The following is a 24805-nucleotide window of genomic DNA, read 5'->3' as shown; positions in this document are numbered from 1 at the left end:
GCCTCAATATCTGGTAGTAATTTTAGCTTTGGTTAATAGCGGTAGTGTTCCGGCTTGAACGGACCCTGCGGCGTGACGCCGATATAGGCGGCCTGTTCACCCGACAGTTCGGTCAGGCGGGCGCCGAGCTTGTCGAGATGCAGGCGGGCGACCTTTTCGTCGAGATGCTTGGGCAGGACATAGACCTGGTTCTCGTACTGGCCGGGCTTGGTGTAGAGCTCGATCTGCGCCAGCACCTGGTTGGTGAAGGATGCCGACATGACGAAGCTCGGGTGGCCGGTGGCGTTGCCGAGATTGAGCAGCCGTCCTTCCGACAAAAGGATCATCCGCTTGCCGTCCGCGAAGGTGATCATATCGACCTGCGGCTTGACGTTGGTCCATTTCAAATTGCGCAGCGCGGCGACCTGGATCTCATTATCGAAATGGCCGATGTTGCCGACGATGACCATGTCCTTCATAGAGCGCATATGGTCGAGGGTGACGACATCCTTGTTGCCGGTGGTGGTGATGACGATATCGGCGGTGGGGGCCGCATCTTCCAGCGTGACGACTTCAAAACCGTCCATCGCCGCCTGCAGGGCGCAGATCGGATCGACCTCGGTGACCTTGACGCGGGCGCCGGCGCCCTTGAGCGAGGCCGACGAGCCCTTGCCGACGTCGCCATAACCGCACACGACAGCGACCTTGCCGGCCATCATCGTGTCGGTGCCGCGGCGGATGCCGTCGACCAGCGATTCCTTGCAGCCATACTTGTTGTCGAACTTCGACTTGGTGACCGAGTCGTTGACGTTGATTGCGGGGAAGGGCAGCAGGCCCTTCTTCTGCAGCTGGTAGAGGCGGTTGACGCCGGTGGTCGTCTCTTCGGTGACGCCGCGGATCGCCGCCTTCTGCTTGGTGAAGAAGCCGGGCGAAGCCTTCAGGCGCTTCTTGACCTGGGCGTAGAAATATTCCTCTTCCTCGCTCTGCGGGTTGGACAGCACGTCCTCGCCGGCCTCGGCGCGGGCGCCGATCAGGATGTACATGGTGGCGTCGCCGCCATCATCGAGGATCATGTTGGAGAGGCCGCCATCGGCCCACTGGAAGATCTTGTCGGTGTAGTCCCAATACTCCTCCAGCGACTCGCCCTTGACGGCAAACACCGGGATGCCGGCCTCGGCGATGGCCGCGGCCGCATGGTCCTGGGTCGAGAAGATGTTGCAGGAGGCCCAGCGGATATCGGCGCCAAGCGCCTTCAGCGTCTCGATCAGCACCGCCGTCTGGATGGTCATGTGCAGCGAGCCGGTGATGCGCGCACCCTTGAGCGGCTGCTTGGGGCCGAATTCCTCACGGCAGGCCATCAGGCCCGGCATTTCGGTTTCGGCGATCTCGAGTTCCTTGCGGCCCCAGCCGGCAAGCGAGATGTCGGCGACCACATAGTCCTTGCTACCCGTCATGGCAGTACTCCGATGCGAATGTTGTGCTTGCGAATTTGTTGCGGACACGCCCGCGCCGGTCGGCGCGTCCAAGGGCGCGAATTGCCGGCCTGACTAGCAGATCGGAGCAAGGACGACAATGGGATATAAAGAAATCTTTATCCCTGCATGTCTCTCGGACGCATATCGCGCTCTACCAGATCAGCATTCCTCGCCGAAGCGGGACGCCACCAGTTGCTCCAGGGCGTCGATGACCTGCTGGGCCTCCGGCCCGCTGGCGGTGACGCGGATCGAATAGCCGGGGCTTGCCGCCAGCATCATCAGGCCCATGATCGAGGTGCCGCCAACCTTGACGCCATCCTTCTCGACATGCACCGAGGCATCGAAGCCGCTGGCCAGCTGGACGAACTTCGCCGAAGCGCGCGCATGAAGGCCGCGCTGGTTGATGATGGGAAAATCCCGGACTATCTGATCTTTTTCCGGGGACAGCGCGGTCATTTGCTGCTCAGGAGCTGGCTGGCAACATTGATGTATTTGCGACCGGCGGCCTGGGCCTCATCAAGGGCGGCCGCCATGTTGTCGCCCTTGCGGATCGAGGAAAGCTTGATCAGCATCGGCAGATTCATGCCGGCGATCACCTCGGTGCGGCCGGACTCCATCACCGAGATGGCAAGATTGGAGGGCGTGCCGCCGAACATGTCGGTCAGCACGATGACGCCCGCCCCGGTGTCGACACGGGCAACCGCATCGACAATGTCGCGCCGACGCTGCTCCATATCGTCGTCGGCACCGATCGCCACGGTTTCGAAATTGTCTTGTGGCCCGACGACATGTTCGACGGCATGTCGGAACTCGGTGGCCAGTTGACCGTGCGTTACAAGCACGAGTCCGATCATTCTTTGGTGGCTCCCGTCATCGCCGCTTCACAGGCGCATTTTATGCTCGCCAGCCAATCCAGGCGGCGGGAGCGCTATCTTGTCGACGCGCGGCCCGTTGACAAGCCCAAAATTGCGCAGGCGCATGCCATTTTGACGCATTGCAGCAAAAAACCCGGAGCGGATCATAGAAAAGGCGCGATCGACAGCCGCGCCATCACGACCGGTAAGGCCGCCGGGATATTGCGTTCGACCACATCGACCTGTGGCACCAGACAACCCACGATGCTGCTTGCGGCATCCTCCTGGAAGCGCGGCGCTTCATCGGCCGGCACCAGGTGGACATGCAGGTCGACGAGGCCTGCCGGCTCGAATGGCAGAGGCCGGGGGCCGAGCCCAGGCACCTCGACGAGGCCTTCTATGGCGGCGGGAGCGCGGCACAGAAGCCGCCCGGCATGCGCCTCGACAAAGAGCTGATCGTCACCGACGAGCCGCGCGAACGATCCGCGCTGGCGACAATGATCTATGAGCGCCAGCGCCAGCGCCGTCTTGCCCGAGCCGGAGGCTCCGGTGATGAGAATGCCGCGCTCGCCGATCAAAACCATTGTCGCGTGAATGTTTTCAGGCTGCACGGCTGGACCAGGCATGGTTGGAATTCATGCTCTCAGCCTTCGGCCGGCAACGTCACCACAAAACGCGCGCCCTTGATCTCGCCGGGTTTGGTGCCGGGGATGTTCTCGGCGGTGAGCGTGCCGCCATGGGCCTCGACGATCTGCCTGGATATCGACAGGCCAAGGCCCGAATTCTGGCCGAACGCCTCGCCGGCCGGCCGATCCGTGTAGAAGCGCTCGAAGATGCGGTCGATGTTGTCGGCGCGGATGCCGGGGCCATTGTCGTCGATGGTGACGATGTTGAACTTGCCGGCACGCGCCAGCGACAGGCTGATGTGGCCATGATCCTCGGGAACGAAGGAACGGGCGTTCTCGATCAAATTGGTGATGACCTGGCCGATGCGCAGATCATGGCCGACGACGACATAGCCTTTGACGCCCTGCGGCAGTTTGGCGGCCTTGAACTCGATCTCGACCGCCTTCTTGTTGCGCGTCGCTTCGCGCGAAACGGCGACCAGATCGGTGATGAATTTCTTCAAATCGACCGTTCCCGCATCTTCACGCGCGAGTTCCGCGTCCAGGCGCGATGCGTCGGAAATATCGGTGATGAGCCGGTCCAGCCGCCTGACATCGTGCTGGATGATATCCATCAGCCGGCCGCGCGAATCGTCGTTCTTGGCCAGCGGCAGGGTCTCCACCGCGCTGCGCAGCGACGTCAGCGGGTTCTTCAGCTCGTGCGAGACATCGGCCGCGAAGCTTTCGATCGCCTCGATCCGGGCGTAGAGCGCGTTGGTCATGTCGCGTATGGCGATCGACAGATTGCCGATCTCGTCCTGGCGGTCGGAAAAGTCGGGGATCTCCTCACGGCTCTTGACGCCGCGCCGCACTCGCACCGCCGCCGCCGACAGCCGGCGCAGCGGATTGGCGATGGTCGAGGCGAGCAGCATCGACAGGATGGCGGTGACAAGGGCCGCGATGCCGAAGACGCGCAGGATCGCCTTGCGCTCGGCGGCGACGATCTTGTCGATGTCGCCGCCTTCGGTCGACAGCATCAGCACGCCCAGGACGGCACGAAAGCGCTGGATCGGCACCGCCACCGAAACGATCTGCTCGCCCTGCTCGCTGACGCGCACGATGGTCGAAGGGCTGCCGGTGAGCGCCTTGACCACTTCCGGGAAAGCGGCGCCATTGCCGCCCGGCTGCTCGTGATAGACCGGCAGCTCGGTGTTGCGGAAGAAGTCGAAGACAAATTTCTGGATGCGCTCGACCAGATCGGGCTCTTCTTCCTCGACCGGCGGCAGGTCGTAGCGCAGGATCTGGCCACGCGAATAGAGGTGGCGCGAATCGAGCAGCAGATTGGCGTCGCGGTCATAGATGCGGGCGCGGGTCCTGGTCGGCGAGATCAGCCTTCGCAGCACCGGGGCAACACGCTCCGGGTTGATGGGGAAATCGAGATTGTCGAGCTGGTCGGAGCCCGGCCCCAGGCTTTCGCCGGCCTGCAGTTCAAGCAGCTTTTCCGGGTCGATGCTGATCGAATCCGTCTCGACCGTCGCCGAAGCGGCGATGGCGCCGGCGATGATCTCGCCCTGGGTCATCAGGCTTTCGACGCGGGCGTCGATCAGCCCGTCGCGGAAGGTGTTGAGATAGAGGATGCCGGTCACCAGGACGGCGAGGCCGGCAAGGTTGAGGAACAGGATACGCCGCGTCAGGCTGGAAAAGATGTGATGGCCAAGGAAGCGGCGCATCGGCACCGTGATCTTCGAGACGAAGGACGGCATGATCCGCGACGGCCGCCTGGAGGCGCCCGCCGGTCTTGTTCGCTGTGCTTCCACTGCCATCGAATAGCAGGCCCTGCTACTTATGCTTCGCGGAACCGGTATCCGACTCCGTAAAGGGTTTCGATCATCTCGAAGTCGTCGTCGACGGCCTTGAACTTCTTGCGCAGCCGCTTGATGTGGCTGTCGATGGTGCGGTCGTCGACATAGACCTGTTCATCATAAGCCGAATCCATCAGCGCATCACGGCTTTTTACGACACCGGGACGCTGCGCCAGCGAATGCAGGATCAGGAACTCGGTGACGGTGAGCGTCACCGGCTCGCCCTTCCAGGTGCAGGTGTGGCGCTCCTGGTCCATGACGAGCTGGCCGCGCTCGAGAGAGCGGGCCTGCTGGCTGGGTGTCTTGGCGGCGGCCTCGCGGGCACTGGCGCGGCGCAGCACGGCGCGCACGCGCTCGACCAGCAGGCGCTGTGAGAAGGGTTTGCGGATGAAATCGTCGGCGCCCATCTTGAGGCCGAACAATTCGTCGATCTCGTCGTCCTTGGAGGTCAGGAAGATCACCGGCAGGTCGGACTTCTGGCGCATCCGGCGCAGCAGTTCCATGCCGTCCATGCGCGGCATCTTGATGTCGAGGATGGCAAGGTTCGGCGGGCGTGCCGCCAGGCCTTCCAGCGCCGACGCACCATCCGTGTAGGTCTCGACGCGATACCCCTCGGATTCCAGGGCGATCGACACCGATGTCAGAATGTTGCGGTCGTCATCGACAAGCGCGATTGTTGCCATTTCAAGCGGCTCCCTCATGAGCTGTCCCTTCTGTCGTAGAGAAGGGGCTTTTGCAGGACAAATTAGGTACAAAATGTGGCATAGGCCTTGTCCGCTGTCACGCGCGGCATGCCGGCGGCCACAATCCTACCTCGACAGGGATTGGACGAACGTACATCGCCAATCCTTTGGGCAACCGCCAAACTTTTTGCACATATAAACGATTTAAACAACTTTCAAAATATTTAAATCGATTAATGATTTGATATCATTCGTCTTTTCTGGTTCTGACCATCTCAGCCCGCGTAGTGGGCGTGCCGGGAACGTGCCGGCAAAGATGCGGCAAATCCAAGAGGGACACTCGATGTCGGAAGTCGGCAAACGCAATTCCGCCTGCGCGATCGATCATATCGGCCTGAAAACCACCGGCGTGGTGCGCTATAATTTCGGTGCGGCTGCTCTTTATGAGGACTCGATCCGGCGCGGCGAGGCCCGCTTGACCGCACATGGCGCGTTGGTCGCCGAGACAGGCCAGCATACCGGCCGCTCGCCCAAGGACAAGTTTGTCGTCCGCAACAGCGACACCGAACCGCATGTCTGGTGGGACAACAACAAGGCAATTTCACAAGCCCAGTTCGACACGCTGCTCGCCGATTTCCAGACGCATGCCGCGGACAAGGATCTATACGTCCAGGACCTGATCGGCGGCGCCGATGCGGAGCTGAAGCTGCCGACCAGGGTGATCACCGAATTTGCCTGGCACTCGCTGTTCATCCGCAATCTGCTCATTCGTCCCGATGCCGCCGAGCTCGAGCATTTCGTGCCTGACATGACGATCATCGACCTGCCGTCCTTCCGCGCCGATCCCGCCCGCCACGGCAGCCGCGCTGAAACGGTGATCGCCGTGGATCTCACGCGCAAGATCGTGCTGATCGGCGGCACCTCCTATGCCGGCGAGATGAAGAAGTCGGTGTTCACCATGCTCAACTATCTGCTGCCGGCGAAAGGCGTGATGCCGATGCATTGCTCGGCCAACGAGGGTATGGCCGGCGACGCAGCCATCTTCTTCGGCCTGTCGGGCACCGGCAAGACGACACTCTCGGCCGATCCCTCGCGCACGCTGATCGGCGACGACGAGCATGGCTGGGGACCCCACGGCATCTTCAATTTCGAAGGCGGCTGCTACGCCAAGACGATCAAGCTGTCGGCGGAAGCCGAGCCGGAAATCTTCGCCACCACGCAGCGCTTCGGCACGGTGCTGGAAAATGTCGTGCTCGACGCTGATGGCGTGCCGGATTTCAACGACGGAAGGCTGACCGAAAACACACGCTGCGCCTACCCGCTGGATTTCATCCCCAACGCCAGCAAGACCGGCCGCGCCAACCATCCGAAGAACATCATCATGCTGACCGCCGATGCGTTCGGCGTGATGCCGCCGATCGCGCGGCTGACCCCGGCGCAGGCGATGTATCATTTCCTCTCCGGCTACACCGCCAAGGTGGCCGGAACCGAAAAGGGCGTGACCGAGCCCGAAGCGACGTTTTCGACCTGTTTCGGCGCACCGTTCATGCCGCGCCATCCATCGGAATACGGCAATCTGCTGCGCGAGCTGATTGCCCGCCACGGCGCCGATTGCTGGCTGGTCAACACCGGCTGGACCGGCGGCGCCTACGGCACCGGCAAGCGCATGCCGATCAAGGCGACGCGCGCCTTGCTTGCCGCCGCACTCGACGGCTCGCTCAAGACGGCCGAGTTCCGCACCGACCCTCATTTCGGTTTCGAGGTGCCGGTGGCGGTTCGAGGCGTCGACAGCGCCATTCTCGACCCGCGCTCCACCTGGGCCGACAAGGCCGGCTATGACCGGCAGGCGGCAAGGCTGGTCGGCATGTTCGCCGTCAATTTCGAGAAATTCGAAAGCCATGTCGACGCCGTGGTGCTGGGTGCGGCGCCGCGCATGCAGGAAGCCGCGGAGTAATCGCGCCACAAGGTTCAGCTTCGTTGAAAGGCCCGGTTCGATCGGGCCTTTTCTTTTTCGATCCGCCGCGCCATGACTGCGGCATGGCGAGCGACGACAATATCTTCATATCAGGCGATGCGGTGATCCATCCGGGCGACCTGCACGAGGATTTCATCCGCTCGTCCGGTCCCGGCGGCCAGAACGTCAACAAGGTGGCGACGGCGGTGCAACTGCGCTTCGACGCCGCCAACGCAGCGGGTCTGTCGGAGCGCGTGCGCGAGCGGACGATCAAGCTTGCCGGCCAGCGTGCCACCAAGGACGGCGTCATCGTCATCGAAGCGGGCCGCTTCCGCACCCAGGAACAGAACCGGGCGGATGCGCGGGCACGGCTGACGGCATTGGTCGCCAAGGCCGCCGAGCCGCCACCGCCGCCGCGCAAGAAGACGCGGCCGTCGAAAGGTGCCGTGGAACGGCGGCTGAAGAGCAAGGCCGGGCGCGGCACGATCAAGAAGCTGCGCGGCCGGGTGGAGAACGATTAAGCACCGCGAAGCTGCAACGCGCGGGTGGCTTCCAATTCTGGGTTGCAGATGGCAAGCTGCGATCACCCACCACAGCAATGGAGACCAACGATGGGCATGTTCGATTTCGTCAAGAGTGTCGGCAAGAAACTGGGCATCGGCGGTGACGACGAAGCCGCACCCACGGCCGACACACTCAAGAAGGAGCTCGATTCGCACAAGCTCGGCACCGATGGCGTCGAGGTCGTCGTCAACGGCGATACGGCGGTGCTGAAGGGTGTGGTCAAGGACCAGTCGATTTTCGAGAAGGCGGTCATCGCCGTCGGCAACACGCTCGGCGTCTCCAAGGTGCAGGCGGACGAATTACAGGTCGCGCCAGCACCTGGCACGGCCGCCGCCCCCGCCAAGGAGCCCACCTTTTACACCGTGAAGAAGGGCGACAATCTCTGGAAGATCGCCGAGAAAAGCTACGGCAAGGGCCAAGGCGTCAAGAACACGGTCATATTCGAGGCCAACAAGCCGATGCTGACCCATCCCGACAAGATCTATCCGGGCCAGGTGCTGCGCATCCCCGACCTCGCCTAATCGAGGCTACTGCCAATTCGACAAGAGCGGCGGCTTTCGGGTCGCCGTTTTCATTTGATCGTGACATTTTACGGTTCCGAACCATCCAAAAGGCGATCGAATCCGTGCTCGTTCTGCCCAAAGGCGTCCGCCACATGCCGGCCTACCTGTCACGCACCGTGCAGGAAGAACTGGTCGACGAGGTGAGACGGATCGTGCAGCAGGCGCCGCTGTTCGTGCCGGCCATGCCGCGCACCGGCAAGGAGATGAGCGTGCGCATGACCAATTGCGGGCCGCTGGGCTGGGTTACCGACAAGGAGCACGGCTATCGTTACCAGCCGGCGCATCCGCTAACCGGGGAGCCTTGGCCGCCAATTCCGGATGCGCTGCTCGACCTGTGGCGCGAGGTCTCGGGCTATCCGCATCCGCCGGAAGCGTGCCTGATCAATTTCTACACGGCGGATGCGAAGATGGGCCTGCATCAGGACCGCGACGAGACCGATTTTTCGGCGCCGGTCGTCTCCGTCTCGCTCGGCGACGACTGCCTGTTCCGGGTTGGCCAGACCACGCGTGATGGCGCCACCAAGTCGTTCAGGCTGCAAAGCGGTGACGTCGTGGTGCTCGGCGGTGAGGGGCGGCTGTGCTTTCACGGCGTCGATCGGATCTATCCCTCGACCTCGGCACTGCTGAAAAACGGTGGGCGGATCAATTTGACATTGCGACGGGTGACGAAGCCGGCCGTCACAGCTTCCTGAGCGCCACTTCCTCGATCAGGTGGTCGGCCCCCTTGCGCAGGATCAAGTCGGCGCGGGCCCGCGTCGGCAGGATGTTCTCGCGCAGATTCTTCAAATTGATGTTGGTCCACAGCCCTTCGGCGATGGCGCGCGCCGAACCCTCCGACAGCTGCGAGTAGCGGTGAAAGAAGGAGTCCGGATTGCGGAAGGCGGTCTCACGCAGCCGCATGAAGCGGGAAATGTACCAGTTGTGGATCAGCTTCTCGTCGGCATCGATGTAGATGGCGAAATCGAAGAAGTCCGACAGGAAAGGCACGATCTTGCCGTCCTGCGGCAGCTTGCCGGGCTGCAGGACATTGATGCCTTCGAAGATCAATATGTCGGGCCGGTCGATGGTGACGAACTCGCCGGGAATGACGTCATAGGTGAGGTGCGAATAGACCGGCGCGCGGACATCGGGCAGCGCCGACTTGATGCCCGACAGGAAGCGCAGCAGCGCGCCGACATCGTAACTGTCTGGAAAACCCTTGCGCTCCATCAGGTTCTCGCGGCGCAGGACCTCGTTGGGCAGCAGGAAGCCGTCGGTGGTGATGAGATCGACCTTGGGGCTCGACGGCCAGCGCGCCAAAAGCTCCTTCAGCACGCGTGCGGTCGTCGATTTGCCGACCGCGACGGAACCGGCGATGCCGATGATGAAGGGCGTCTTGACCACGTCGACCGCGTTGAAGAAGGCCTGGCGTTGCCGAAACAGCAGCTGGCTCGCTTCGACATGAGCCGACAACAGCCGCGACAGCGACAGATAGATGCGCGTGACCTCTTCGAGATCGACCGGATCGTTGAGCGAGCGCAGGCGGCGGAATTCGTCCGCGCTCAGCGTCAGCGGCGTGTCGGCGCGGAATTGCGACCATTGCTCGGCGGAGAAGAAGCGAAACGGGGAATACTTCTCGGTCGGCGCGAGCTGATCCATCGAGATACCTGCCCTTCCTCGCGGTCAGCCCTTGGGCCGTGACGCCTTCTCGGCGATGCCCGAACGCCGGGTGCGGCCTTCGAGCTCCTTGAGCACGTCGCTCAGCGAAACCCCCGAGAGGCCGAGAACGACGAGCCAATGATATATAAGATCGGCACTTTCCGAAACGAGGGCCTGTTTGTCGCCCTTGACTGCGGCAATCACCGTCTCGACTGCTTCCTCGCCGAGTTTCTGCGCCGCCTTGTCGATGCCGCGCGCGAACAGTTTTGCCGTCCACGAGTCCGGGTCGCCGGAATGGGCGCGTTCCCTGATGGTTTCTTCAAGATCTGACAGCGAAAACTCAGCCATGGCGCCATCTATCTGCTTGTTTAGGCATGATCTTTTCCGAAAACCGGTTCCCACTTTTCGGGATCATGCTTTAGGGCCGATTATTCACAGAGTCCAGCCGCATCGGCAGCCCTGCGGCGGCCATATGCGCCTTGGCCTGCGCTATCGTGTAGGTACCGAAATGGAAGATGGACGCGGCCAGCACCGCGCCGGCATGGCCGTCGCGAATGCCTTCGACCATGTGGTCGAGCGTGCCGACGCCGCCGGAAGCGATGACCGGCGCACGCACGGCGTCTGATATCGCGCGGGTCAGCGCGATGTCGTAGCCGGCCTTGGTGCCGTCGCGATCCATCGAGGTCAGCAGGATCTCGCCGGCGCCGCGATCGACCATTTTCCGCGCGAACTCGACCGCGTCGATGCCGGTCTTTTCGCGCCCGCCATGGGTGAAGATTTCCCAGCGGTCGGCCTCACCGGTGGCGGACACTTTCTTGGCGTCGATGGCGACGACGATGCACTGGTTGCCGAACTTGTCGGCGGCCTCGGCAACGAAATCCGGGTTCTTCACCGCCGCCGTGTTGATCGACACCTTGTCCGCGCCGGCCAAGAGCAGCTTCCTGATGTCGGCGACCTGGCGCACGCCGCCGCCGACGGTCAGCGGCATGAAGCATTGTTCGGCGGTGCGTGCGATGACGTCGAAGATGGTTTCGCGATTGTCCGACGAAGCAGTGATGTCGAGGAAGCAAAGCTCGTCGGCGCCGGCCGCGTCATAGGCCTTGGCCGCCTCGACCGGATCGCCGGCGTCGACGAGATCGACGAAGTTGACGCCCTTGACGACACGGCCGTTCTTGACGTCGAGACAGGGGATGACACGGGCTTTCAGCATCAGCGGCCCTCTATCGTGGCGATGAGATCGTTCAGCAATTGACCGACCAGCGGCGGCACATCGGCCTGCGCGTCGAAAGCCGGGTCGTAGGCGGAGACGGTGATGCCGACGACCGGCACCGCAATCGCCATGGCGCAAGTGGCGTCGCGCAACTGCTCCGGGCTCGGGCCGCCCGAAGTGATATAGCGGTTGGCCTGCAACTCGCGGGGATCATGCACGTCCATGTCGAGATGCATGTGCACGCGTTTGGCGCCGGCGATCTTCAGTCTTTCGGTCGCCTGGGCCACCCCGGAGCATTCCGTCCGCACGATCGGCAATGTCTCCAGCAGCCGCTTCTCGTCCGGATCGAGATCGCGCGCGTTGACGAGCACGCAACGCGACGGATCGATCGGCTTGAAGCCGGGAATGGCCGAAGCCATCGGCCTCCAGCACAGGCCAAGCACCGTCGCCAGCGCCATGCCGTCGAGAAACCCGTACGCCGATGTCTCGGGCGTGTTGAGGTCGCCATGCTGGTCGGCCCAGATGATCGCATCGGCGTCCTCGCCGGCGACCGCACCGGCTGATGTCAGGCAGTTTCCCGCAAGGACGATGGGAAACCGGCCGGCGTCACGGGCAAGGCGAACCTCGGTCGCAACCGCGTTGCAGACAGCAAAGCCGGTGGCGATCTCGCGCTCCTGGATGTCTCCGACCCTGCCGATGTCTTCCACCGTAACGTCATGGCCGGCCATGGTCAGCGCGTCGACGAGCCCGCCTGATATCAGTGCGTCCGGGCCCTGGCCCATGCCGCCATGGTAATGGCCGCTGTCGTAGGAGGCCAGGATGATGGAGATTTTCACGTCCGCGTCTCCGCCCTGCCCTGCAGGATCGCCAGGGCCTCGGCCGGATCGATGCGGCCGTCATAGAGCGCGCGCCCGGAGATCGCCCCTTCGAGCTTTTGCGCATCGGGCATGGTCATGCGCACGATGTCGGCGATCGAGGCGAGGCCGCCCGACGCGATGACCGGGATCGATACGGCATCGGCGAGATCGATGGTGGCGTCCCAGTTGATGCCGGTCAAAACGCCGTCGCGGTCGATATCGGTGTAGATGATGGCGGCGACTCCGGCGCCCTCGAATTTCCTCGCCAGTTCGACGACGCCGAGGCTCGACGCCTCGGCCCAGCCCTCGACGGCGACCTTGCCGCCCTTGGCGTCGATGCCGACGGCGACCTTGCCCGGAAACGCCTTGCAGGCCTGTCTGACCAGGTCCGGGTCACGCACCGCCACCGTGCCGAGGATGACACGGGCCAGCCCGCGATCGAGCCAGTCCTCGATCTGCGCCAGCGTGCGGATGCCGCCGCCGAGCTGCACAGGGTTCTTCGTCGCCTTGAGGATGGCGCCGACCGCCGCGCTGTTGACGCTCTGGCCCTGGAAAGCGCCGTTGAGGTCGACGACATGCAGCCATTCGAAGCCCTGTTGCTCGAAGGCCCGCGCCTGCGCTGCAGGATCATCGTTGTAGATGGTCGCGGTGGCCATGTCGCCGTGCTTCAGGCGCACGCACTGGCCGTCCTTGAGATCGATGGCGGGGAAAAGGATCATCCGTTCAGGCGCCTTCCACAATGGCGAAATGCGATGTCGAATAGAGACGTCGGAACTTCAGCGCCGCCTGGTATTCGGGCGAATGGAAGCAGGCGAGTGCGACCGCGTAGCTCTCGAACTCGATGATGACATGGCGATTGCCCGACGACCCTTCCGGGCTCGACGACTGACCGCCGCGGGTCAGGAATTTTGCGCCATATTTGTCGAAAGCCGCTTTGTTGGCGGCAATGTATAGCGGATAGTTTTCCGGATCGGTCACCTCGACCATCGCCATCCAGTAACCCTTCTTGCTCATCGGTTTCCCCTTTGCTTGAGCATGATCTCGGGACAAACGGGACCGTTTGTCCGAGAAAACCGGGGTCCACTTTTCGGGATCATGCTCTAGGGCCTCCAGCGCAGGAAATTGGTGATCAGGGCGAGGCCCAGCGCCTGGCTCTTTTCCGGGTGGAATTGCGTGCCGACGAGATTGTCGCGGGCGACGGCCGCCGTCACCGGGCCGCCATAATCGGCGACCGCCAGCACTTCGTCCGGCTTGCGCGCATCGAGGTGGTAGGAGTGCACGAAATAGGCGTGCAGCCCGTTGGTCCCGGTGGGAATGCCGGCAAACAGTGGATGCTGGCGTTTGAGTTCGATCGTGTTCCAGCCGATCTGCGGGATCTTCAGCGCCGGATCGGAAGGCATGATCTCCTTGACGTCGCCCGATATCCAGCCGAAGCCCTCGGTAATTGTCTTTTCAAGGCCGCGCTGCGACATCAGTTGCATGCCGACGCAGATGCCGAGGAAAGGCCGGCCCTTGACGATGGCGACATCTTCGACGGCTTCCCGCATGCCTTCGACGGCCTGCAGGCCGGCCGCGCAATCGGCATAGGCGCCGACGCCGGGCAGGACGATGCGATCGGCCGTGCGCACCCGCTCGGCATCGGCCGTCAGGTCGATCTGCGCCACGATGCCGGCTTCGCGCGCGGCGCGCTCGAAAGCCTTGGTGGCCGAGCGCAGATTGCCCGAGCCGTAGTCGATGATCGCAACCCGCATATCAGCTTCTTCCCGGAATCATGTCAGTTTCTTCCCGGTATGTGGGTCAGCCCCAGCGCAATGCCCGGCTGCGCTGGCCGCGCGAAGGCAGCATCGGGGACCATGCGCGGCGCCGGCACAACCTCATCGGCAAGCGCTTCCGCCTCCAGCGCATAGCGTGTGTCGGCATCGTCGAGCCAACCGGCTTCGACCGCGCCCCACTCGTGCCAACCACGCCGGCGAAGTGCCGCGATGCGCAGGCCTTGCCCTTCCAGGCCGACATAGAGCGAAACCAGCAACGACAGCAGCGACCCAGCCAGACCAAGGCCGAGCTTCTGGCCCAGCATCGAAAGCAGGCCCATGACGACGAAGGTAAGTGCTGCTTCGATCCACAGCCGATGCCAGGCGAACCATAGCGGCGGCACCAGGAGGCCCAGCCAGGTGAAGCCATCGCGGACAAAGGCCGTCGCATCAGCCTTTTCGCTGCGGCCTGGCGGTTCCATCACGACGTAGGTGGCCATGGCCTTATCCCTTCAACGATCCCTTGGTGGAGGGAACCGCATCCGGCTGGCGCGGATCGCGTTCGAGAGCAGCGCGCAGCGCGCGCGCCACCGCCTTGAAGCAGGTCTCGGCGATGTGATGGTTGTTGGCGCCATAGTGGTTGGTGACATGCAACGTAATGCCGGCATTCTGCGCCAGCGCCTGGAAGAACTCGCGCACCAGTTCGGTGTCGAAGGTGCCGATCTTCGGCGACGAGAACGAAACGTTCCAGACCAGGAAGGGACGGCCGGAGACGTCGATCGCCGCGCGCGTCAGCGTCTCGTCCATGGCAAGGTCGATCGAGGCATAGCGCATGATGCCGCGCCGCTCGCCGAGCGCCTTGGTCAAGGCCTGGCCGAGCGCGATGCCGGTGTCCTCGACCGTGTGGTGATCGTCGATGTGCAGGTCGCCCTTGGCCCTGACCGTCATATCGATCAGGGAATGGCGCGACAGCTGGTCCAGCATATGATCGAAGAAGCCGACGCCCGTAGCGATATCCGACTTGCCGGAACCGTCGACATGGATCGACACGGAGATGTCGGTTTCCTTGGTCTTACGGCTCGCTTCGGCGGAACGGGGCGGCATCACTCTATCCTTGTCCAGAGGTTCACATCGTGACCGGCTCAGAGGCTTCAAGCGCTCGCAAGCTTGAAAACGAAAGCCTTCTAGCAGCATGATCCGGCGATTGCCAGTTGCCTCTGGCAGCGGTATCGGCCTTGCCAGAGAGCGATTTGCAATCACCGGCCCCATGCATACATATGGCCGATCAAAGTTACTCGTACCGCGCCAATCGCCTTATCGGGATGGCGCTGCTCGGAGCCCAAGAAATGTCCAATGAACTGACCATGCACGCCACGACCATCGTGACGGTGCGCAAGGGCAACAAGGTGGTGATCGCCGGCGACGGCCAGGTCAGCCTTGGCCAGACCATCATGAAGGGCAACGCCAAGAAGGTGCGCCGCATCGGCAAGGGCGGCAATGTGATTGCCGGTTTCGCCGGCGCCACCGCCGACGCCTTCACGCTTTTGGAGCGGCTCGAGGCCAAGCTCGAACAATATCCCGACCAGCTGACGCGCGCCTGCGTCGAGCTCGCCAAGGACTGGCGCACCGACCGCTATCTGCGCCGGCTGGAAGCGATGATGCTGGTGGCAGACAAGTCAGTCTCGCTGGCGCTGACCGGCACCGGCGACGTGCTCGAACCCGAATTCGGCGTCATGGCCATCGGTTCGGGCGGCAATTACGCGCTGGCCGCGGCCCGCGCGCTGATGGACAGCGACAAGGATGCCGAGGAGATCGCCCGCAAGGCGATGCAGATCGCATCCGACATCTGCGTCTACACCAACAACAATTTCGTCGTCGAAACGCTCGATGCCGCCTGAAGAGGTGGTGACCTATGATTTTCGGCCGGTGACGGAGAAAGACCTGCCGATGATCGCCGGCTGGCTTGCCCAGCCGCATGTTGCAGAGTGGTGGGACGATCCGGAGACGGAAATCGCCGGGATTAGCGATCATATCGACTCGATTTCCGTCGAGCCGCTGATCGTCGAGCTCGACGGCAAGCCGATCGCCTATCTGCAGAGCTACGATCCGCATCTGGAAGACGACCACCCCTACGCCGACCAGCCGTTCGGCACGCTCGGCATCGACGTGTCGATCGGCGTGCCGGAGCTGGTCGGGCGTGGCCATGGCTCGGCGATCGTGCGCCAATTCGTCGAACAGCTTTTCGAGGAAGGTGTTCCGCGCGTCATCATCGACCCGGATCCCGCCAATGTCAGGGCGATCCGCGCCTACGAAAAGGCCGGCTTTGTTGCCTTTGACACCAGAACATCGGAGTACGGGCCAGCCCTGTTGATGGCGCGCGACGCGACGCAGGAGCCCAATTGATCAGCGCCGAAACCCTCGACAAGGCAGTCGCGAAAGGTTTGATCTCGCAGACCTTGCGCGATCAGTTGGAGGCCATGGAACGCGCGGTCGCTCTCGCCCCCGAGGCCAGGCCCGCCGGTGACGAGGGTGACGAGGAAAACCTGCGGCTGGTCGGCGGCGGCAACGATCTGTTCGTCACCGTGGGAACCGTTCTGCTCAGCGCCGGCTTCTTCTTTGTCCTCACCACCTTGCTTCCAGGCCAGACATTCTGGATCGCCGGCATCCTCGCGGTTTTCGCCTGGGGGCTCGCCGAAATCGTCACGCGTCAGCACCGGATGAAGCTATCGTCGTCCGTGCTTGCCCTGATTTTCATGGCCGCCATTCTGGCCGCTCTGGCGCTGCAAGTGGAGGCCAGCTTCGGCATACGCAAGCCGGAAACCATCTGGCAGCTATTGGCGTTGCGCCAGACGGCGTCCCGGGCCGGATATCTGTTCCTGGGCGGAGGAATAATCGCGGCGGCGATCTATTTCTGGCGCTTTCGCGTCCCCATCATTGCCGGGACCATCGCCATCGCCTTCACACTGCTTGCCTTCCTGCAAACGGCGATAATCCTGTATGACAGTGTGACAACCGGCGCGATTGCGCCGCCGCGCCTCGAGGACGTTCCCGAATTGCTTCGCGCGGCCCTTTACATGCCGCTGATCTGCGGCCTGATCGTGTTCGCAACGGGTGTCGCTTTTGACATTTACGACAGGGATCGACGCAAGATCTGGTCCGATTGCGCTTTCTGGCTGCATGTCGTCTCGGCGCCGATGCTGGTGCATCCGCTCTTTATCATGGCAACCGGCCAAAACGTCGTATTCGGACATATCGCGCCGGATGCCAATGCAACCATCATGCTGACGATTCTGATCCTTGGCTTCCTCTATGTCGCGCTGGCCATAGACCGCCGTTCGCTTCTGGTTCCTACATTGGCTTACTTCGGCTCGCTGGGCATCTATTATCTGGTGAATTCCGCCTCCGATTCGACGGGCATCCCGCCTTTTGCCTTGATCCTGGTCGTTGTTGGCGCGCTGATTATTCTGTTCGGGGCCGGCTGGCAGCGTATCCGGCGGATTGTGGTCAACCCCACCTTGCCGGCGGCCGTGATCCGCCGGCTGCCGCCGCTGAAGGCGTGACAGGGCTTTGTGATGATCGAGACGGCGACGCGAAACGAGGGGGAATGAACCGATGACGACACCGGCCACGGAAAACAGCTATTCGGCCTACGAAGACAGCTGGCGGATGGGGCTTCTGCTGGTGCTTGCCCTGGTCATCTTCCAGGCCGGGGCGCTCTACGGCATGGGGCGGACGCCGATCTGCACCTGCGGCTACGTCAAGCTCTGGCATGGCGTGGTGAACAGTTCGGAGAATTCCCAGCACATTTCGGACTGGTACACGTTCTCGCACATCATCCACGGCTTCCTGTTCTATGCGCTGGCGCGGTTCCTGTTCCCGCGTTCGCCGATCGGCCTGAGGCTGGCGTTCGCCGTCTTCATCGAGGGCGGCTGGGAGCTGCTGGAAAACAGCCCGTTCATCATCGACCGCTACCGCGCCGGCACCATTTCGCTCGATTACTATGGCGACAGCATCATCAATTCGGTGTCGGACACACTGGCCATGGTGCTGGGATTTGTGATGGCGCGAAGGCTACCTATATGGGTGATCGTCAGCCTCGCCATCATCTTCGAACTCGGCACCGGCTACCTCATCCGGGACAATCTGACACTCAACGTGATCATGCTGCTGCATCCGTTCGAGGCCATCAAGCAGTGGCAAAGTGGAATTTAGTGATATGAGCACATTTTCTCCCCGCGAAATCGTTTCGGAACTCGACCGCTTCATCATCGGCCAGAAGGACGCCAAGCGCGCCGTGGCCATTGCCTTGCGCAACCGCTGGCGCCGCCAGCAGCTGGAAGGCCAGATGCGCGAAGAGGTGATGCCCAAGAACATCCTGATGATCGGGCCGACCGGCGTCGGCAAGACGGAAATCTCGCGCCGCCTGGCGCGGCTGGCCGGTGCGCCTTTCGTCAAGGTCGAGGCGACCAAGTTCACCGAAGTCGGCTATGTCGGCCGCGATGTCGAGCAGATCATCCGCGACCTCGTCGAGATCGCCATCGGCCTGGTGCGCGAGAAGATGCGTGAGGACGTCAAGGCGCGCGCCCACGTCAACGCCGAGGAACGTGTGCTGGAAGCACTGGTCGGCAAGACGGCGAGCCCGGCCACCCGCGACAGTTTCCGCAAGAAGCTGCGCGACGGCGAGCTCGACGACAAGGAAATCGAGGTCGAGGTTGCCGACACCGGCAGCGGCGGCATGCCCGGATTTGAAATCCCCGGCATGCCGGGCGCCAATATCGGCGTGCTGAACATCAACGACATGCTGTCGAAGGCGATGGGCGGCAAGAAAACCAAGATGCGCAAGACGACGGTGAAGGAGTCCTACGACCTGCTGGTCAATGACGAGTCCGACAAGCTGCTCGATCAGGACGAGGTGGTGCGCCGGGCGCTCGATGCCGCGGAAAACGACGGCATCGTCTTCCTCGACGAGATCGACAAGATCGCGGCGAGATCGGACATTTCCGGCGGGCCCTCGCGCGAAGGCGTGCAGCGCGACCTGCTGCCGCTGGTCGAAGGCACCACGGTGGCGACCAAATACGGACCGTTGAAGACGGATCACATCCTGTTCATCGCCTCCGGCGCCTTCCACGTCTCGAAGCCGTCCGACCTGTTGCCGGAATTGCAGGGCCGCCTGCCAATCCGCGTCGAACTGCGGGCGCTGGAGAAGGACGATTTCGTGCGCATCCTAACCGAGACCGAGGCCAGCCTGATCAAGCAGTATATCGCGCTGATGAAGACCGAGGGCGTCGAGTTGACCTTCACCGAAGACGCCATCGATTCGCTCGCCGGCATCGCCGTCGATCTCAACGCCAGCGTCGAGAACATAGGCGCCAGGCGCCTGCAGACGGTGATGGAGCGGGTGCTGGACGAAATCTCCTACGATGCGCCCGACCGCAACGGAACGAGCGTCACTATCGACGCCGCCTATGTCGAAAAGCATGTCGGCGATCTGTCCAGGAATACCGACCTGTCGCGGTTCATCCTTTAAACGACGGCGCCGAAACGTTCCGGCGCCGGTCCAGGCAACATTTTCCGGCAAGCAAAATCATGTGTGGCCAGATGGTACCATCTGGCCACCTTTCGTCCTGCCGGGTGAAGGGGCGCTCTCGACTCGACCAAGAGCTTTACCTAGTTTGCGCGGCAATTCTCGATCTCTTGGTTGACGCAATTCCGGAAAACCGTTTCACACTTTTCCTGGAATTGCTTGGGCGGCGGGTGCATGAAAAAACTGATCCTGGTCATTCTCGGCTTGACGCTGGCGGCGACGCTGTTCGCCGCCGAGGCAGCGACATTGGTGCCGCCGGGAAATCGCAATGCCGTGCAGCCCGACATTCCCGGCGCCTCCAGCCGGCGCACGCAGGCGACCAACACCAGCTTCCAGGCGAAGTACCGCAAGGTCTATGCCCTGCTGCAGAACGACGCCGAATTGCGCGGCAAGATCAGGAAGGCGGCGGCCGCCTACGGCATCGATCCCCTGCACATCGTCGGCGCCATCGTCGGCGAGCACACCTACAATGTCGATGCTTATGACCGGCTGCAGACCTACTATGTCAAGGCGATCTCCTATCTCTCCAGCAAGCTGTCCTTCGCCTATGACGGCGAGGACATCACCGACTTCGTCCAGCGGCCGGAATTCAAGAAATGCACGGGGATGTCCGACAGCTACGATCTGTGGGAATGCCGCGAACAGGTGTGGAACCGTTCGTTTCGCGGCAAGTCGGTCGGCGGGACCAGCTTTCCCGACGACCGCTTCGGCGCCACCTTCTTCCAGCCTTATTATGCCGGCCAGACCTTCGGCCTCGGCCAGCTCAATCCGCTGACCGCCCTGCAGATGAGCGATCTGGTGCACAAGGTTTCGGGCCTGCCCAAGCTCGACGTCGGCGATCCCAATTCGGTCTACAAGACCATCATGGATCCCGACCTGACGCTGCCCTACGTCGCCGCGACGATCAGGAAATCGATCGATGCCTATAAAAGCATTGCCGGCTTCGACATTTCGGGCAATCCCGGGCTGACCGCCACGCTCTACAATGTCGGCAATCCGGAGCAGCGCGCTTATGCCCTGAAGGCGGAGAACGACAGGCGCCGCGCCGCCGGTGAGCCCGAAAAGCTGCCGGAAGAGAATTATTATGGTTGGCTGGTGAACGACAAACTGCCGGAGCTGAAGGCGCTGTTTTAGGGCTGGGGTTCAGAGCCTTTACCTGCCCCTTGTAGGGCAGGTCGGACCGAAGGTTAGGGGCGGTGCCGCACTCCCATCCCGCAGCTGCGCAGCGGCCCCCAAAAAGGGGGAGCGTAGGCTCAGGCCGCCAACAACGACTTCAGCTTCACGTCCTGCGAGCCCAGCGCTTCCGGCGCCGGCTTGGCGCGCTTGGCGATCAGCATTTCGGCCAGCCTGATGTCGCGGGCGACCGCGTTGCCGGGGCCGATGCCGCTGGCCGCGACCAGCCTGCCGTCTTCAGCCAAATGGAAGAGGATGAAGGCGCCGTCGCCGAGATCGCGGCGCACGGTGTTTTTGCCCTCGTCGGAGAGCCCGGCGATCTGCAGGGACAGACCATATTGATCCGACCAGAACCACGGCACCGCCGCATGCGCCTCGCCGGCGCCGAGCATGTTCCTGGCCGCCAGCGCGCCCTGTTCCTGGGCGTTGCGCCAGGCTTCCAGCCGCACGCGGCGGCCGCCATAGACGGCGAGCGGAAACGAGCAGCAATCGCCGGCGGCAAAGATGTCGGGATCGCTGCTGCGCAGCTCGGCATCGACTGCAATGCCATTGTCGATCGTCAGCCCCGCTTCGGCCGCAAGCCCGGTCACCGGCACGGCGCCGATGCCGATGATCGCGAGGTCGGCTGATATCTCCCGTCCGCCGGCAAGGGTGACGCGAACCTCGTTGCCATCGTCGGCGATGGACGCGATGCCGTCGCCGCACAGGATGTCGACGCCCTCGGCGACATGCGCCTCATGGATGATTTCCGCGACCTCCGCCGGCACGCCGCGCATCAAGATGCGAGGCTGCGCCTCGATGACGGTGACCGCGGCACCGAGCTTGCGAGCCGCGGCGGCGAGTTCGAGGCCGATAAAGCCGCCGCCGATGATGGCGATACGGTTGCCGGGGGTGAGATGCGCGCGAATGGCGAGCGCATCAGCGAAGGTTCTGAGATAGACGCAGCGCGGACCCAGGCCCGGCATCGGCAGCTTGCGCGGCGTCGAACCGGTTGCCAGCAGGAGCTTTTCGTAAGGCAGGACCGATCCGTCCGACAGGCGCACAGTATGCGCCGTGCGGTCGATCGCGACGGCCTGGACGGAATGGACATGCCGGATCGACTTCTCGGTCAGAATTGCGTCGCTGGCGATCGCCTTGATCCCGGGCGCATCGCTGGCCATCGCCTCCTTGGACAGAGGCGGGCGCTCATAGGGCAGATGCGGCTCGTCGCCGACCAGCGTCACCGGCCCCTGATAATCGAGGTCGCGCAGCGCCAATGCCGCCCGCCCGCCGCATTCGCCGGCGCCGATGATGAGCATCCCCCCCGCCATATCGGTCATCCGATCTGGATCAGGACTTTGCCGGCATCGACCTTGACCGGATAGGTCTTGAGATTGACGCAGACCGGCGCACCGCGGGCGTCACCCGTCTTGTAGTTGAAGCGCCCATTGTGCTTGGGGCATTCGATGATGTCGTCCATCACCAGCCCGTCGGCCAGGTGCACCTTTTCATGCGTGCAGAGGCCGTCGGTGGCGAAGAACTCGTCGTCGGGGCTGCGATAGATGGCGAAGGTGCGGCCGCCATGGTCGAAGCGCATCACATCCTCCTCGTCTATGTCGCCGGTGGCGCAGGCCTCGACCCAGTCGCTCATTCAAGTCCTCCCAAAAGCAAAAAAGTGCGCAGCGGTTTTCCGTCCGGAATTGCGTTAAATAAACAGTCTAGATCGGATGGAAGCACGATCATTCCGCCGCGGCGGCGATAGTGTCGTTGTGGAATTCCTCGCGATATGGCCGTGCGGTCGGCGGCAGCTCGCGCTTGAGGAAATAGTCCTCGTTGCGCAGCTGGCGCAGGAAGACCGGGATCATCTCGCGGTAGCCGGCCAGGATCGACGGTGTCGGTTCCGGCAGATCGTGCTTGATCAGTTCGTGCAGCCTCGGCAGCGCATGATAGGGCACCATCGGAAACATGTGATGCTCGACATGGTAGTTCATGTTCCAGTAGATGAAGCGGCTGATCGGGTTCATGTAGACGGTGCGGCTGTTCAGCCTGTGGTCGGTGACATTGTCGGCCAGGCCACCATGCTGCAGCAGCCCGACCATGACATGGTGCCAGGCGCCGTAGAGCCTGGGCAGGCCGACCAGCATCAGCGGCAGGAACGAACCGGTGTAGAGCGCCAGCCCGACGGTGGCGGCATAGATCGCCGTCCAGATGCGGGCGACGCGGATCGCCTTGGGCTGCTCCTGTTCTGGAATGAAGGTCTTTTCGGCGGCGCTGACGGTGCCGGCGGCGTTGCGCAGCATATCGCTCATCGCATGCCAGGCGTCGAGCACGCCGACGAAGCCCAGCATGGCGCGAACCAGATCCGGCGGCCGCATCACCGAGATTTCCGGGTCGCGGCCGACGATGATGGTGTCGGTGTGGTGGCGCGTGTGGCTCCAGCGCCAGGTCACCGGATTGCGCATGATCATGAAGCAGGCGATCTGATAGACCGCATCGTTCATCCATTGCGTGCGGAAGGCGGTGCCGTGACCGCATTCGTGCCAGCGTGAATCCGTCGAGGAGCCGTAGAGCACGCCATAGACGAAGAAGAACGGCACGCACCACCATGTGCCCCAGAGCCAGGCGCCGCCGGCGCCACTGACGATCAGGGCGGCGAACCAGATCGCGGTATCGCGGATCGCCGGCCCGTCGGAGCGCTGCATCAGCTCCTTCATCTGCTTGCGCGGTATGTCGGTGTGATACCACTCGGCCGCCGACAGGCCGGTCTCGACGGCGAGCTTGGCGTCGCGGCCGATCAGGCTGTAGTCACGCCGGGACGGCGCAGTGGACATGATTGCCTCCCTCGGCAAAGGCATCCGCCAGAGCGAATGCCATGAAATCCCTTGGCTTCGGGCGTCAAAGTAACGCCGACTGATGATAGACTCAACATCATAAAGATAGTTTCTATCATTTCCCATCAGGATGATGTACGAAGGGCTCGAGCAAACCCGACGAGGCAAGCATGGTGAAGCGGCCGACAATATCCGATCTGGCGCGCATCTCGGGCGTCAGTGTCGCCACCGTCGACCGCGTGCTGAACAACCGGCTGCCGGTGCGCGAAGAGACAGCGCGCCGCGTCTACGAGACCGCTACCGACATCGGCTACCACGCCGCCGGCCTTATCAAGCAGCGCATGCGCCAGGAGTTGCCGGAGTACCGCCTGGGCTTCCTGCTGCTGCGGGGCAACGATGCCTTCTACGGTGACTTCGCGCGGGAACTCGAACTGGCCATCTCGCAATCGCAGCGCTTCCGCGGCGTTGCGAGCATCGATTTCGCCAGCTCCCTGGCTCCCGACGAGATCGCCTCCCAGATGCGCAGGCTGGCGGCGAAATCGAGGGCCATCGCCGTTGTCGGTCCGGACCATCCGACCCTGACAGCGGTCGTGGAAACCTTGAAGGCGAGAGGACAGCCGGTCTTTTCGGTGCTGTCCGACTTTGCCGCCGGCATCCGGGAGGGCTATATCGGCCTCGACAACCGCAAGGTCGGGCGCACCGCCGCATGGATGATCTCCAAGGCAGCCAAGCGGCCCGGCAAGGTCGCCCTCTTCGTCGGCAGCCACCGCTTCCACGGCCATGAGCTGCGCGAGATCGGCTTTCGCTCCTTCTTCCGCGAGCATGCGCCGGAGTTCAGCGTGCTTGAAACGCTGGTCAATCTGGAAGCCAACCAGGTGACCCATGACGCGATGATCGATCTTCTGGCGCGCTATCCGGATCTTGCCGGCTGCTACGTCGCCGGCGGTGGCATGGAAGGCGCGGTCTCGGCGCTGCGGGCAGCGAAGCCCGCGACCATGCCGGTGGTCGTCTGCAACGAGATCAACGCCGAGTCGCGCGCGGCACTCGCCGACAACATCCTCACCATGGTGATCTCGACCCCGCTCGCCGCTTTATGCCGTGAGCTCGTCGACCTGATGGCGCATGCCATCGAAACCGGCGCCGCCAACGCTCCGGGCCAGACCTTTCTGCCCTTCGACGTCTATCTGCCGGAAAACATCTAGCCAGCCGCCGCGCAAGGTGCCGAGGCAAATGATAGAATCCA

At 63.0% G+C, this 24805-nt stretch carries 29 protein-coding genes; 11 read left to right on the top strand and 18 right to left on the bottom strand.

The features are described from left to right. Nucleotides 1-32: 32 nt before the first annotated feature. The 6 genes from ahcY to EN990_RS05055 all read right to left on the bottom strand — a co-directional run bounded on the left by ahcY (nt 33) and on the right by EN990_RS05055 (nt 5458). Nucleotides 33-1433 (bottom strand): adenosylhomocysteinase, encoded by a 1401-nt coding sequence (ahcY, locus tag EN990_RS05085; RefSeq protein ID WP_013528332.1) that lies wholly within the window; start codon nt 1431-1433, stop codon nt 33-35. A 180-nt stretch (nt 1434-1613) separates the two neighbouring features. Further along, nucleotides 1614-1910 carry an HPr family phosphocarrier protein gene (locus EN990_RS05080; RefSeq protein ID WP_013528333.1) on the bottom strand — a complete coding sequence of 99 codons (297 nt, stop codon included), beginning with the start codon at nt 1908-1910 and terminating at the stop codon, nt 1614-1616. Continuing rightward, on the bottom strand, nt 1907-2308 hold the full coding sequence (locus EN990_RS05075) for a PTS sugar transporter subunit IIA (protein ID WP_010912939.1): 402 nt from the start codon (nt 2306-2308) through the stop codon (nt 1907-1909). Before EN990_RS05075 ends, EN990_RS05080 begins: the two co-directional genes overlap by 4 nt. A gap of 164 nt (nt 2309-2472) precedes the next feature. Beyond that, complete coding sequence (locus tag EN990_RS05065) at nt 2473-2934, bottom strand: hypothetical protein (protein WP_013528335.1); 462 nt, start codon at nt 2932-2934, stop codon at nt 2473-2475. Nucleotides 2935-2951: 17 nt separating this feature from the next. Continuing rightward, nucleotides 2952-4736, bottom strand: a complete 1785-nt coding sequence (locus tag EN990_RS05060; protein WP_024501992.1) for a sensor histidine kinase — start codon at nt 4734-4736, stop codon at nt 2952-2954. Between the two features lie 20 nt (nt 4737-4756). Further along, nucleotides 4757-5458, bottom strand: coding sequence for a response regulator transcription factor (locus tag EN990_RS05055; protein WP_013528337.1), 702 nt, complete (start codon nt 5456-5458; stop codon nt 4757-4759). A gap of 343 nt (nt 5459-5801) precedes the next feature. Here EN990_RS05055 and EN990_RS05050 point away from each other — a divergent pair, with 343 nt between their 5' ends. From EN990_RS05050 to EN990_RS05035, 4 genes are all read left to right on the top strand, one after another. Beyond that, a complete protein-coding gene (locus EN990_RS05050) occupies nt 5802-7412 on the top strand; it encodes a phosphoenolpyruvate carboxykinase (RefSeq protein ID WP_127384674.1) in 1611 nt (536 codons plus the stop codon). Nucleotides 7413-7495: 83 nt separating this feature from the next. Continuing rightward, nucleotides 7496-7933 carry an alternative ribosome rescue aminoacyl-tRNA hydrolase ArfB gene (gene arfB / locus EN990_RS05045; protein WP_027161031.1) on the top strand — a complete coding sequence of 146 codons (438 nt, stop codon included), beginning with the start codon at nt 7496-7498 and terminating at the stop codon, nt 7931-7933. Between the two features lie 90 nt (nt 7934-8023). Beyond that, the gene (gene lysM / locus EN990_RS05040) at nt 8024-8497 is read left to right on the top strand and encodes a peptidoglycan-binding protein LysM (RefSeq protein ID WP_013528340.1); all 474 of its coding nucleotides are present in this window, start codon (nt 8024-8026) and stop codon (nt 8495-8497) included. A gap of 104 nt (nt 8498-8601) precedes the next feature. Further along, nucleotides 8602-9231, top strand: coding sequence for an alpha-ketoglutarate-dependent dioxygenase AlkB (locus tag EN990_RS05035; RefSeq protein ID WP_127369979.1), 630 nt, complete (start codon nt 8602-8604; stop codon nt 9229-9231). On the opposite strand, the gene coaA is transcribed toward EN990_RS05035, so the two are convergent. The 9 genes from coaA to hisB form a co-directional block, all read right to left on the bottom strand. Beyond that, on the bottom strand, nt 9218-10177 hold the full coding sequence (gene coaA, locus EN990_RS05030; protein ID WP_013528342.1) for a type I pantothenate kinase: 960 nt from the start codon (nt 10175-10177) through the stop codon (nt 9218-9220). The genes EN990_RS05035 and coaA overlap by 14 nt on opposite strands. A gap of 24 nt (nt 10178-10201) precedes the next feature. Continuing rightward, the gene (locus EN990_RS05025; protein WP_063170995.1) at nt 10202-10525 is read right to left on the bottom strand and encodes a phosphoribosyl-ATP diphosphatase; all 324 of its coding nucleotides are present in this window, start codon (nt 10523-10525) and stop codon (nt 10202-10204) included. Nucleotides 10526-10595: 70 nt separating this feature from the next. Then, entirely contained in the window at nt 10596-11390 is a 795-nt protein-coding gene (gene hisF, locus EN990_RS05020; protein WP_024501998.1) for an imidazole glycerol phosphate synthase subunit HisF, read from the bottom strand. Beyond that, the gene (locus EN990_RS05015) at nt 11387-12223 is read right to left on the bottom strand and encodes an arginase family protein (protein ID WP_063170994.1); all 837 of its coding nucleotides are present in this window, start codon (nt 12221-12223) and stop codon (nt 11387-11389) included. Before EN990_RS05015 ends, hisF begins: the two co-directional genes overlap by 4 nt. Then, a complete protein-coding gene (gene hisA / locus EN990_RS05010; RefSeq protein ID WP_013528346.1) occupies nt 12220-12963 on the bottom strand; it encodes a 1-(5-phosphoribosyl)-5-[(5-phosphoribosylamino)methylideneamino]imidazole-4-carboxamide isomerase in 744 nt (247 codons plus the stop codon). Before hisA ends, EN990_RS05015 begins: the two co-directional genes overlap by 4 nt. Before the next feature lie 4 nt (nt 12964-12967). Next, the gene (locus EN990_RS05005; RefSeq protein WP_013528347.1) at nt 12968-13258 is read right to left on the bottom strand and encodes a DUF1330 domain-containing protein; all 291 of its coding nucleotides are present in this window, start codon (nt 13256-13258) and stop codon (nt 12968-12970) included. 86 nt (nt 13259-13344) lie between these two features. Further along, nucleotides 13345-13995: an imidazole glycerol phosphate synthase subunit HisH gene (gene hisH, locus EN990_RS05000; RefSeq protein ID WP_127369472.1), complete on the bottom strand. Its 651-nt coding sequence runs from the start codon at nt 13993-13995 to the stop codon at nt 13345-13347. A 23-nt stretch (nt 13996-14018) separates the two neighbouring features. Beyond that, on the bottom strand, nt 14019-14495 hold the full coding sequence (locus tag EN990_RS04995) for a DUF2628 domain-containing protein (protein ID WP_127369473.1): 477 nt from the start codon (nt 14493-14495) through the stop codon (nt 14019-14021). 4 nt (nt 14496-14499) lie between these two features. After that, the gene (gene hisB / locus EN990_RS04990) at nt 14500-15099 is read right to left on the bottom strand and encodes an imidazoleglycerol-phosphate dehydratase HisB (protein WP_024502002.1); all 600 of its coding nucleotides are present in this window, start codon (nt 15097-15099) and stop codon (nt 14500-14502) included. Nucleotides 15100-15341: 242 nt separating this feature from the next. Here hisB and hslV point away from each other — a divergent pair, with 242 nt between their 5' ends. The 6 genes from hslV (at nt 15342) to EN990_RS04960 (ending at nt 20713) form a co-directional block, all read left to right on the top strand. Continuing rightward, nucleotides 15342-15893 (top strand): ATP-dependent protease subunit HslV, encoded by a 552-nt coding sequence (gene hslV / locus EN990_RS04985; RefSeq protein WP_013528351.1) that lies wholly within the window; start codon nt 15342-15344, stop codon nt 15891-15893. After that, nucleotides 15883-16398, top strand: a complete 516-nt coding sequence (locus EN990_RS04980; RefSeq protein WP_127369768.1) for a GNAT family N-acetyltransferase — start codon at nt 15883-15885, stop codon at nt 16396-16398. Before hslV ends, EN990_RS04980 begins: the two co-directional genes overlap by 11 nt. Continuing rightward, nucleotides 16395-17555, top strand: a complete 1161-nt coding sequence (locus tag EN990_RS04975; protein WP_127369767.1) for a hypothetical protein — start codon at nt 16395-16397, stop codon at nt 17553-17555. Before EN990_RS04980 ends, EN990_RS04975 begins: the two co-directional genes overlap by 4 nt. A gap of 106 nt (nt 17556-17661) precedes the next feature. Further along, nucleotides 17662-18207: a DUF2585 domain-containing protein gene (locus EN990_RS04970; protein WP_224618702.1), complete on the top strand. Its 546-nt coding sequence runs from the start codon at nt 17662-17664 to the stop codon at nt 18205-18207. A gap of 4 nt (nt 18208-18211) precedes the next feature. Next, complete coding sequence (gene hslU, locus EN990_RS04965) at nt 18212-19522, top strand: ATP-dependent protease ATPase subunit HslU (protein ID WP_024502005.1); 1311 nt, start codon at nt 18212-18214, stop codon at nt 19520-19522. A 231-nt stretch (nt 19523-19753) separates the two neighbouring features. Next, nucleotides 19754-20713 carry a DUF1402 family protein gene (locus tag EN990_RS04960; RefSeq protein ID WP_127388249.1) on the top strand — a complete coding sequence of 320 codons (960 nt, stop codon included), beginning with the start codon at nt 19754-19756 and terminating at the stop codon, nt 20711-20713. 119 nt (nt 20714-20832) lie between these two features. Here EN990_RS04960 and EN990_RS04955 read toward each other — a convergent pair whose 3' ends face one another. The 3 genes from EN990_RS04955 to EN990_RS04945 all read right to left on the bottom strand — a co-directional run bounded on the left by EN990_RS04955 (nt 20833) and on the right by EN990_RS04945 (nt 23562). Further along, nucleotides 20833-22071, bottom strand: coding sequence for an FAD-dependent oxidoreductase (locus EN990_RS04955; RefSeq protein ID WP_164766082.1), 1239 nt, complete (start codon nt 22069-22071; stop codon nt 20833-20835). Further along, complete coding sequence (locus EN990_RS04950) at nt 22068-22382, bottom strand: MocE family 2Fe-2S type ferredoxin (protein ID WP_027161041.1); 315 nt, start codon at nt 22380-22382, stop codon at nt 22068-22070. Before EN990_RS04950 ends, EN990_RS04955 begins: the two co-directional genes overlap by 4 nt. A gap of 88 nt (nt 22383-22470) precedes the next feature. Further along, a complete protein-coding gene (locus EN990_RS04945) occupies nt 22471-23562 on the bottom strand; it encodes a fatty acid desaturase family protein (protein WP_024502008.1) in 1092 nt (363 codons plus the stop codon). A gap of 170 nt (nt 23563-23732) precedes the next feature. Between EN990_RS04945 and EN990_RS04940 the strand changes: the two genes are divergently transcribed. After that, the gene (locus EN990_RS04940; protein ID WP_127388247.1) at nt 23733-24764 is read left to right on the top strand and encodes a LacI family DNA-binding transcriptional regulator; all 1032 of its coding nucleotides are present in this window, start codon (nt 23733-23735) and stop codon (nt 24762-24764) included. Nucleotides 24765-24805: the final 41 nt, after the last annotated feature.

It is taken from the genome of Mesorhizobium sp. M7A.F.Ca.US.005.03.1.1 (assembly GCF_003997975.1).
In the GTDB taxonomy this organism is placed as follows: Bacteria; Pseudomonadota; Alphaproteobacteria; order Rhizobiales; family Rhizobiaceae; genus Mesorhizobium; species Mesorhizobium ciceri.
Note: the sequence above shows the minus strand (reverse complement) of the source record. Positions and strands in the feature narration are given on the sequence as shown.

Coding starts and splice junctions, on each gene's coding strand:
- EN990_RS05025 (WP_063170995.1), bottom strand. CDS start 10,525: ATGGCTGAGTTTTCGCTGTCAGATCTTGAAGAAACCATCAGGGAACGC.
- hisB (WP_024502002.1), bottom strand. CDS start 15,099: ATGCCGCCCCGTTCCGCCGAAGCGAGCCGTAAGACCAAGGAAACCGAC.
- EN990_RS05055 (WP_013528337.1), bottom strand. CDS start 5,458: ATGGCAACAATCGCGCTTGTCGATGACGACCGCAACATTCTGACATCG.
- coaA (WP_013528342.1), bottom strand. CDS start 10,177: ATGGATCAGCTCGCGCCGACCGAGAAGTATTCCCCGTTTCGCTTCTTC.
- arfB (WP_027161031.1), top strand. CDS start 7,496: ATGGCGAGCGACGACAATATCTTCATATCAGGCGATGCGGTGATCCAT.
- ahcY (WP_013528332.1), bottom strand. CDS start 1,433: ATGACGGGTAGCAAGGACTATGTGGTCGCCGACATCTCGCTTGCCGGC.
- EN990_RS05075 (WP_010912939.1), bottom strand. CDS start 2,308: ATGATCGGACTCGTGCTTGTAACGCACGGTCAACTGGCCACCGAGTTC.
- EN990_RS05005 (WP_013528347.1), bottom strand. CDS start 13,258: ATGAGCAAGAAGGGTTACTGGATGGCGATGGTCGAGGTGACCGATCCG.
- EN990_RS04950 (WP_027161041.1), bottom strand. CDS start 22,382: ATGAGCGACTGGGTCGAGGCCTGCGCCACCGGCGACATAGACGAGGAG.
- hslU (WP_024502005.1), top strand. CDS start 18,212: ATGAGCACATTTTCTCCCCGCGAAATCGTTTCGGAACTCGACCGCTTC.
- hisH (WP_127369472.1), bottom strand. CDS start 13,995: ATGCGGGTTGCGATCATCGACTACGGCTCGGGCAATCTGCGCTCGGCC.
- EN990_RS05065 (WP_013528335.1), bottom strand. CDS start 2,934: ATGCCTGGTCCAGCCGTGCAGCCTGAAAACATTCACGCGACAATGGTT.
- EN990_RS04995 (WP_127369473.1), bottom strand. CDS start 14,495: ATGGCCACCTACGTCGTGATGGAACCGCCAGGCCGCAGCGAAAAGGCT.
- lysM (WP_013528340.1), top strand. CDS start 8,024: ATGGGCATGTTCGATTTCGTCAAGAGTGTCGGCAAGAAACTGGGCATC.
- EN990_RS04960 (WP_127388249.1), top strand. CDS start 19,754: ATGAAAAAACTGATCCTGGTCATTCTCGGCTTGACGCTGGCGGCGACG.
- EN990_RS05050 (WP_127384674.1), top strand. CDS start 5,802: ATGTCGGAAGTCGGCAAACGCAATTCCGCCTGCGCGATCGATCATATC.
- hslV (WP_013528351.1), top strand. CDS start 15,342: ATGTCCAATGAACTGACCATGCACGCCACGACCATCGTGACGGTGCGC.
- EN990_RS05080 (WP_013528333.1), bottom strand. CDS start 1,910: ATGACCGCGCTGTCCCCGGAAAAAGATCAGATAGTCCGGGATTTTCCC.
- EN990_RS04955 (WP_164766082.1), bottom strand. CDS start 22,071: ATGACCGATATGGCGGGGGGGATGCTCATCATCGGCGCCGGCGAATGC.
- EN990_RS04980 (WP_127369768.1), top strand. CDS start 15,883: ATGCCGCCTGAAGAGGTGGTGACCTATGATTTTCGGCCGGTGACGGAG.
- EN990_RS05060 (WP_024501992.1), bottom strand. CDS start 4,736: ATGGCAGTGGAAGCACAGCGAACAAGACCGGCGGGCGCCTCCAGGCGG.
- EN990_RS04945 (WP_024502008.1), bottom strand. CDS start 23,562: ATGTCCACTGCGCCGTCCCGGCGTGACTACAGCCTGATCGGCCGCGAC.
- EN990_RS04970 (WP_224618702.1), top strand. CDS start 17,662: ATGGGGCTTCTGCTGGTGCTTGCCCTGGTCATCTTCCAGGCCGGGGCG.
- EN990_RS04940 (WP_127388247.1), top strand. CDS start 23,733: ATGGTGAAGCGGCCGACAATATCCGATCTGGCGCGCATCTCGGGCGTC.
- hisA (WP_013528346.1), bottom strand. CDS start 12,963: ATGATCCTTTTCCCCGCCATCGATCTCAAGGACGGCCAGTGCGTGCGC.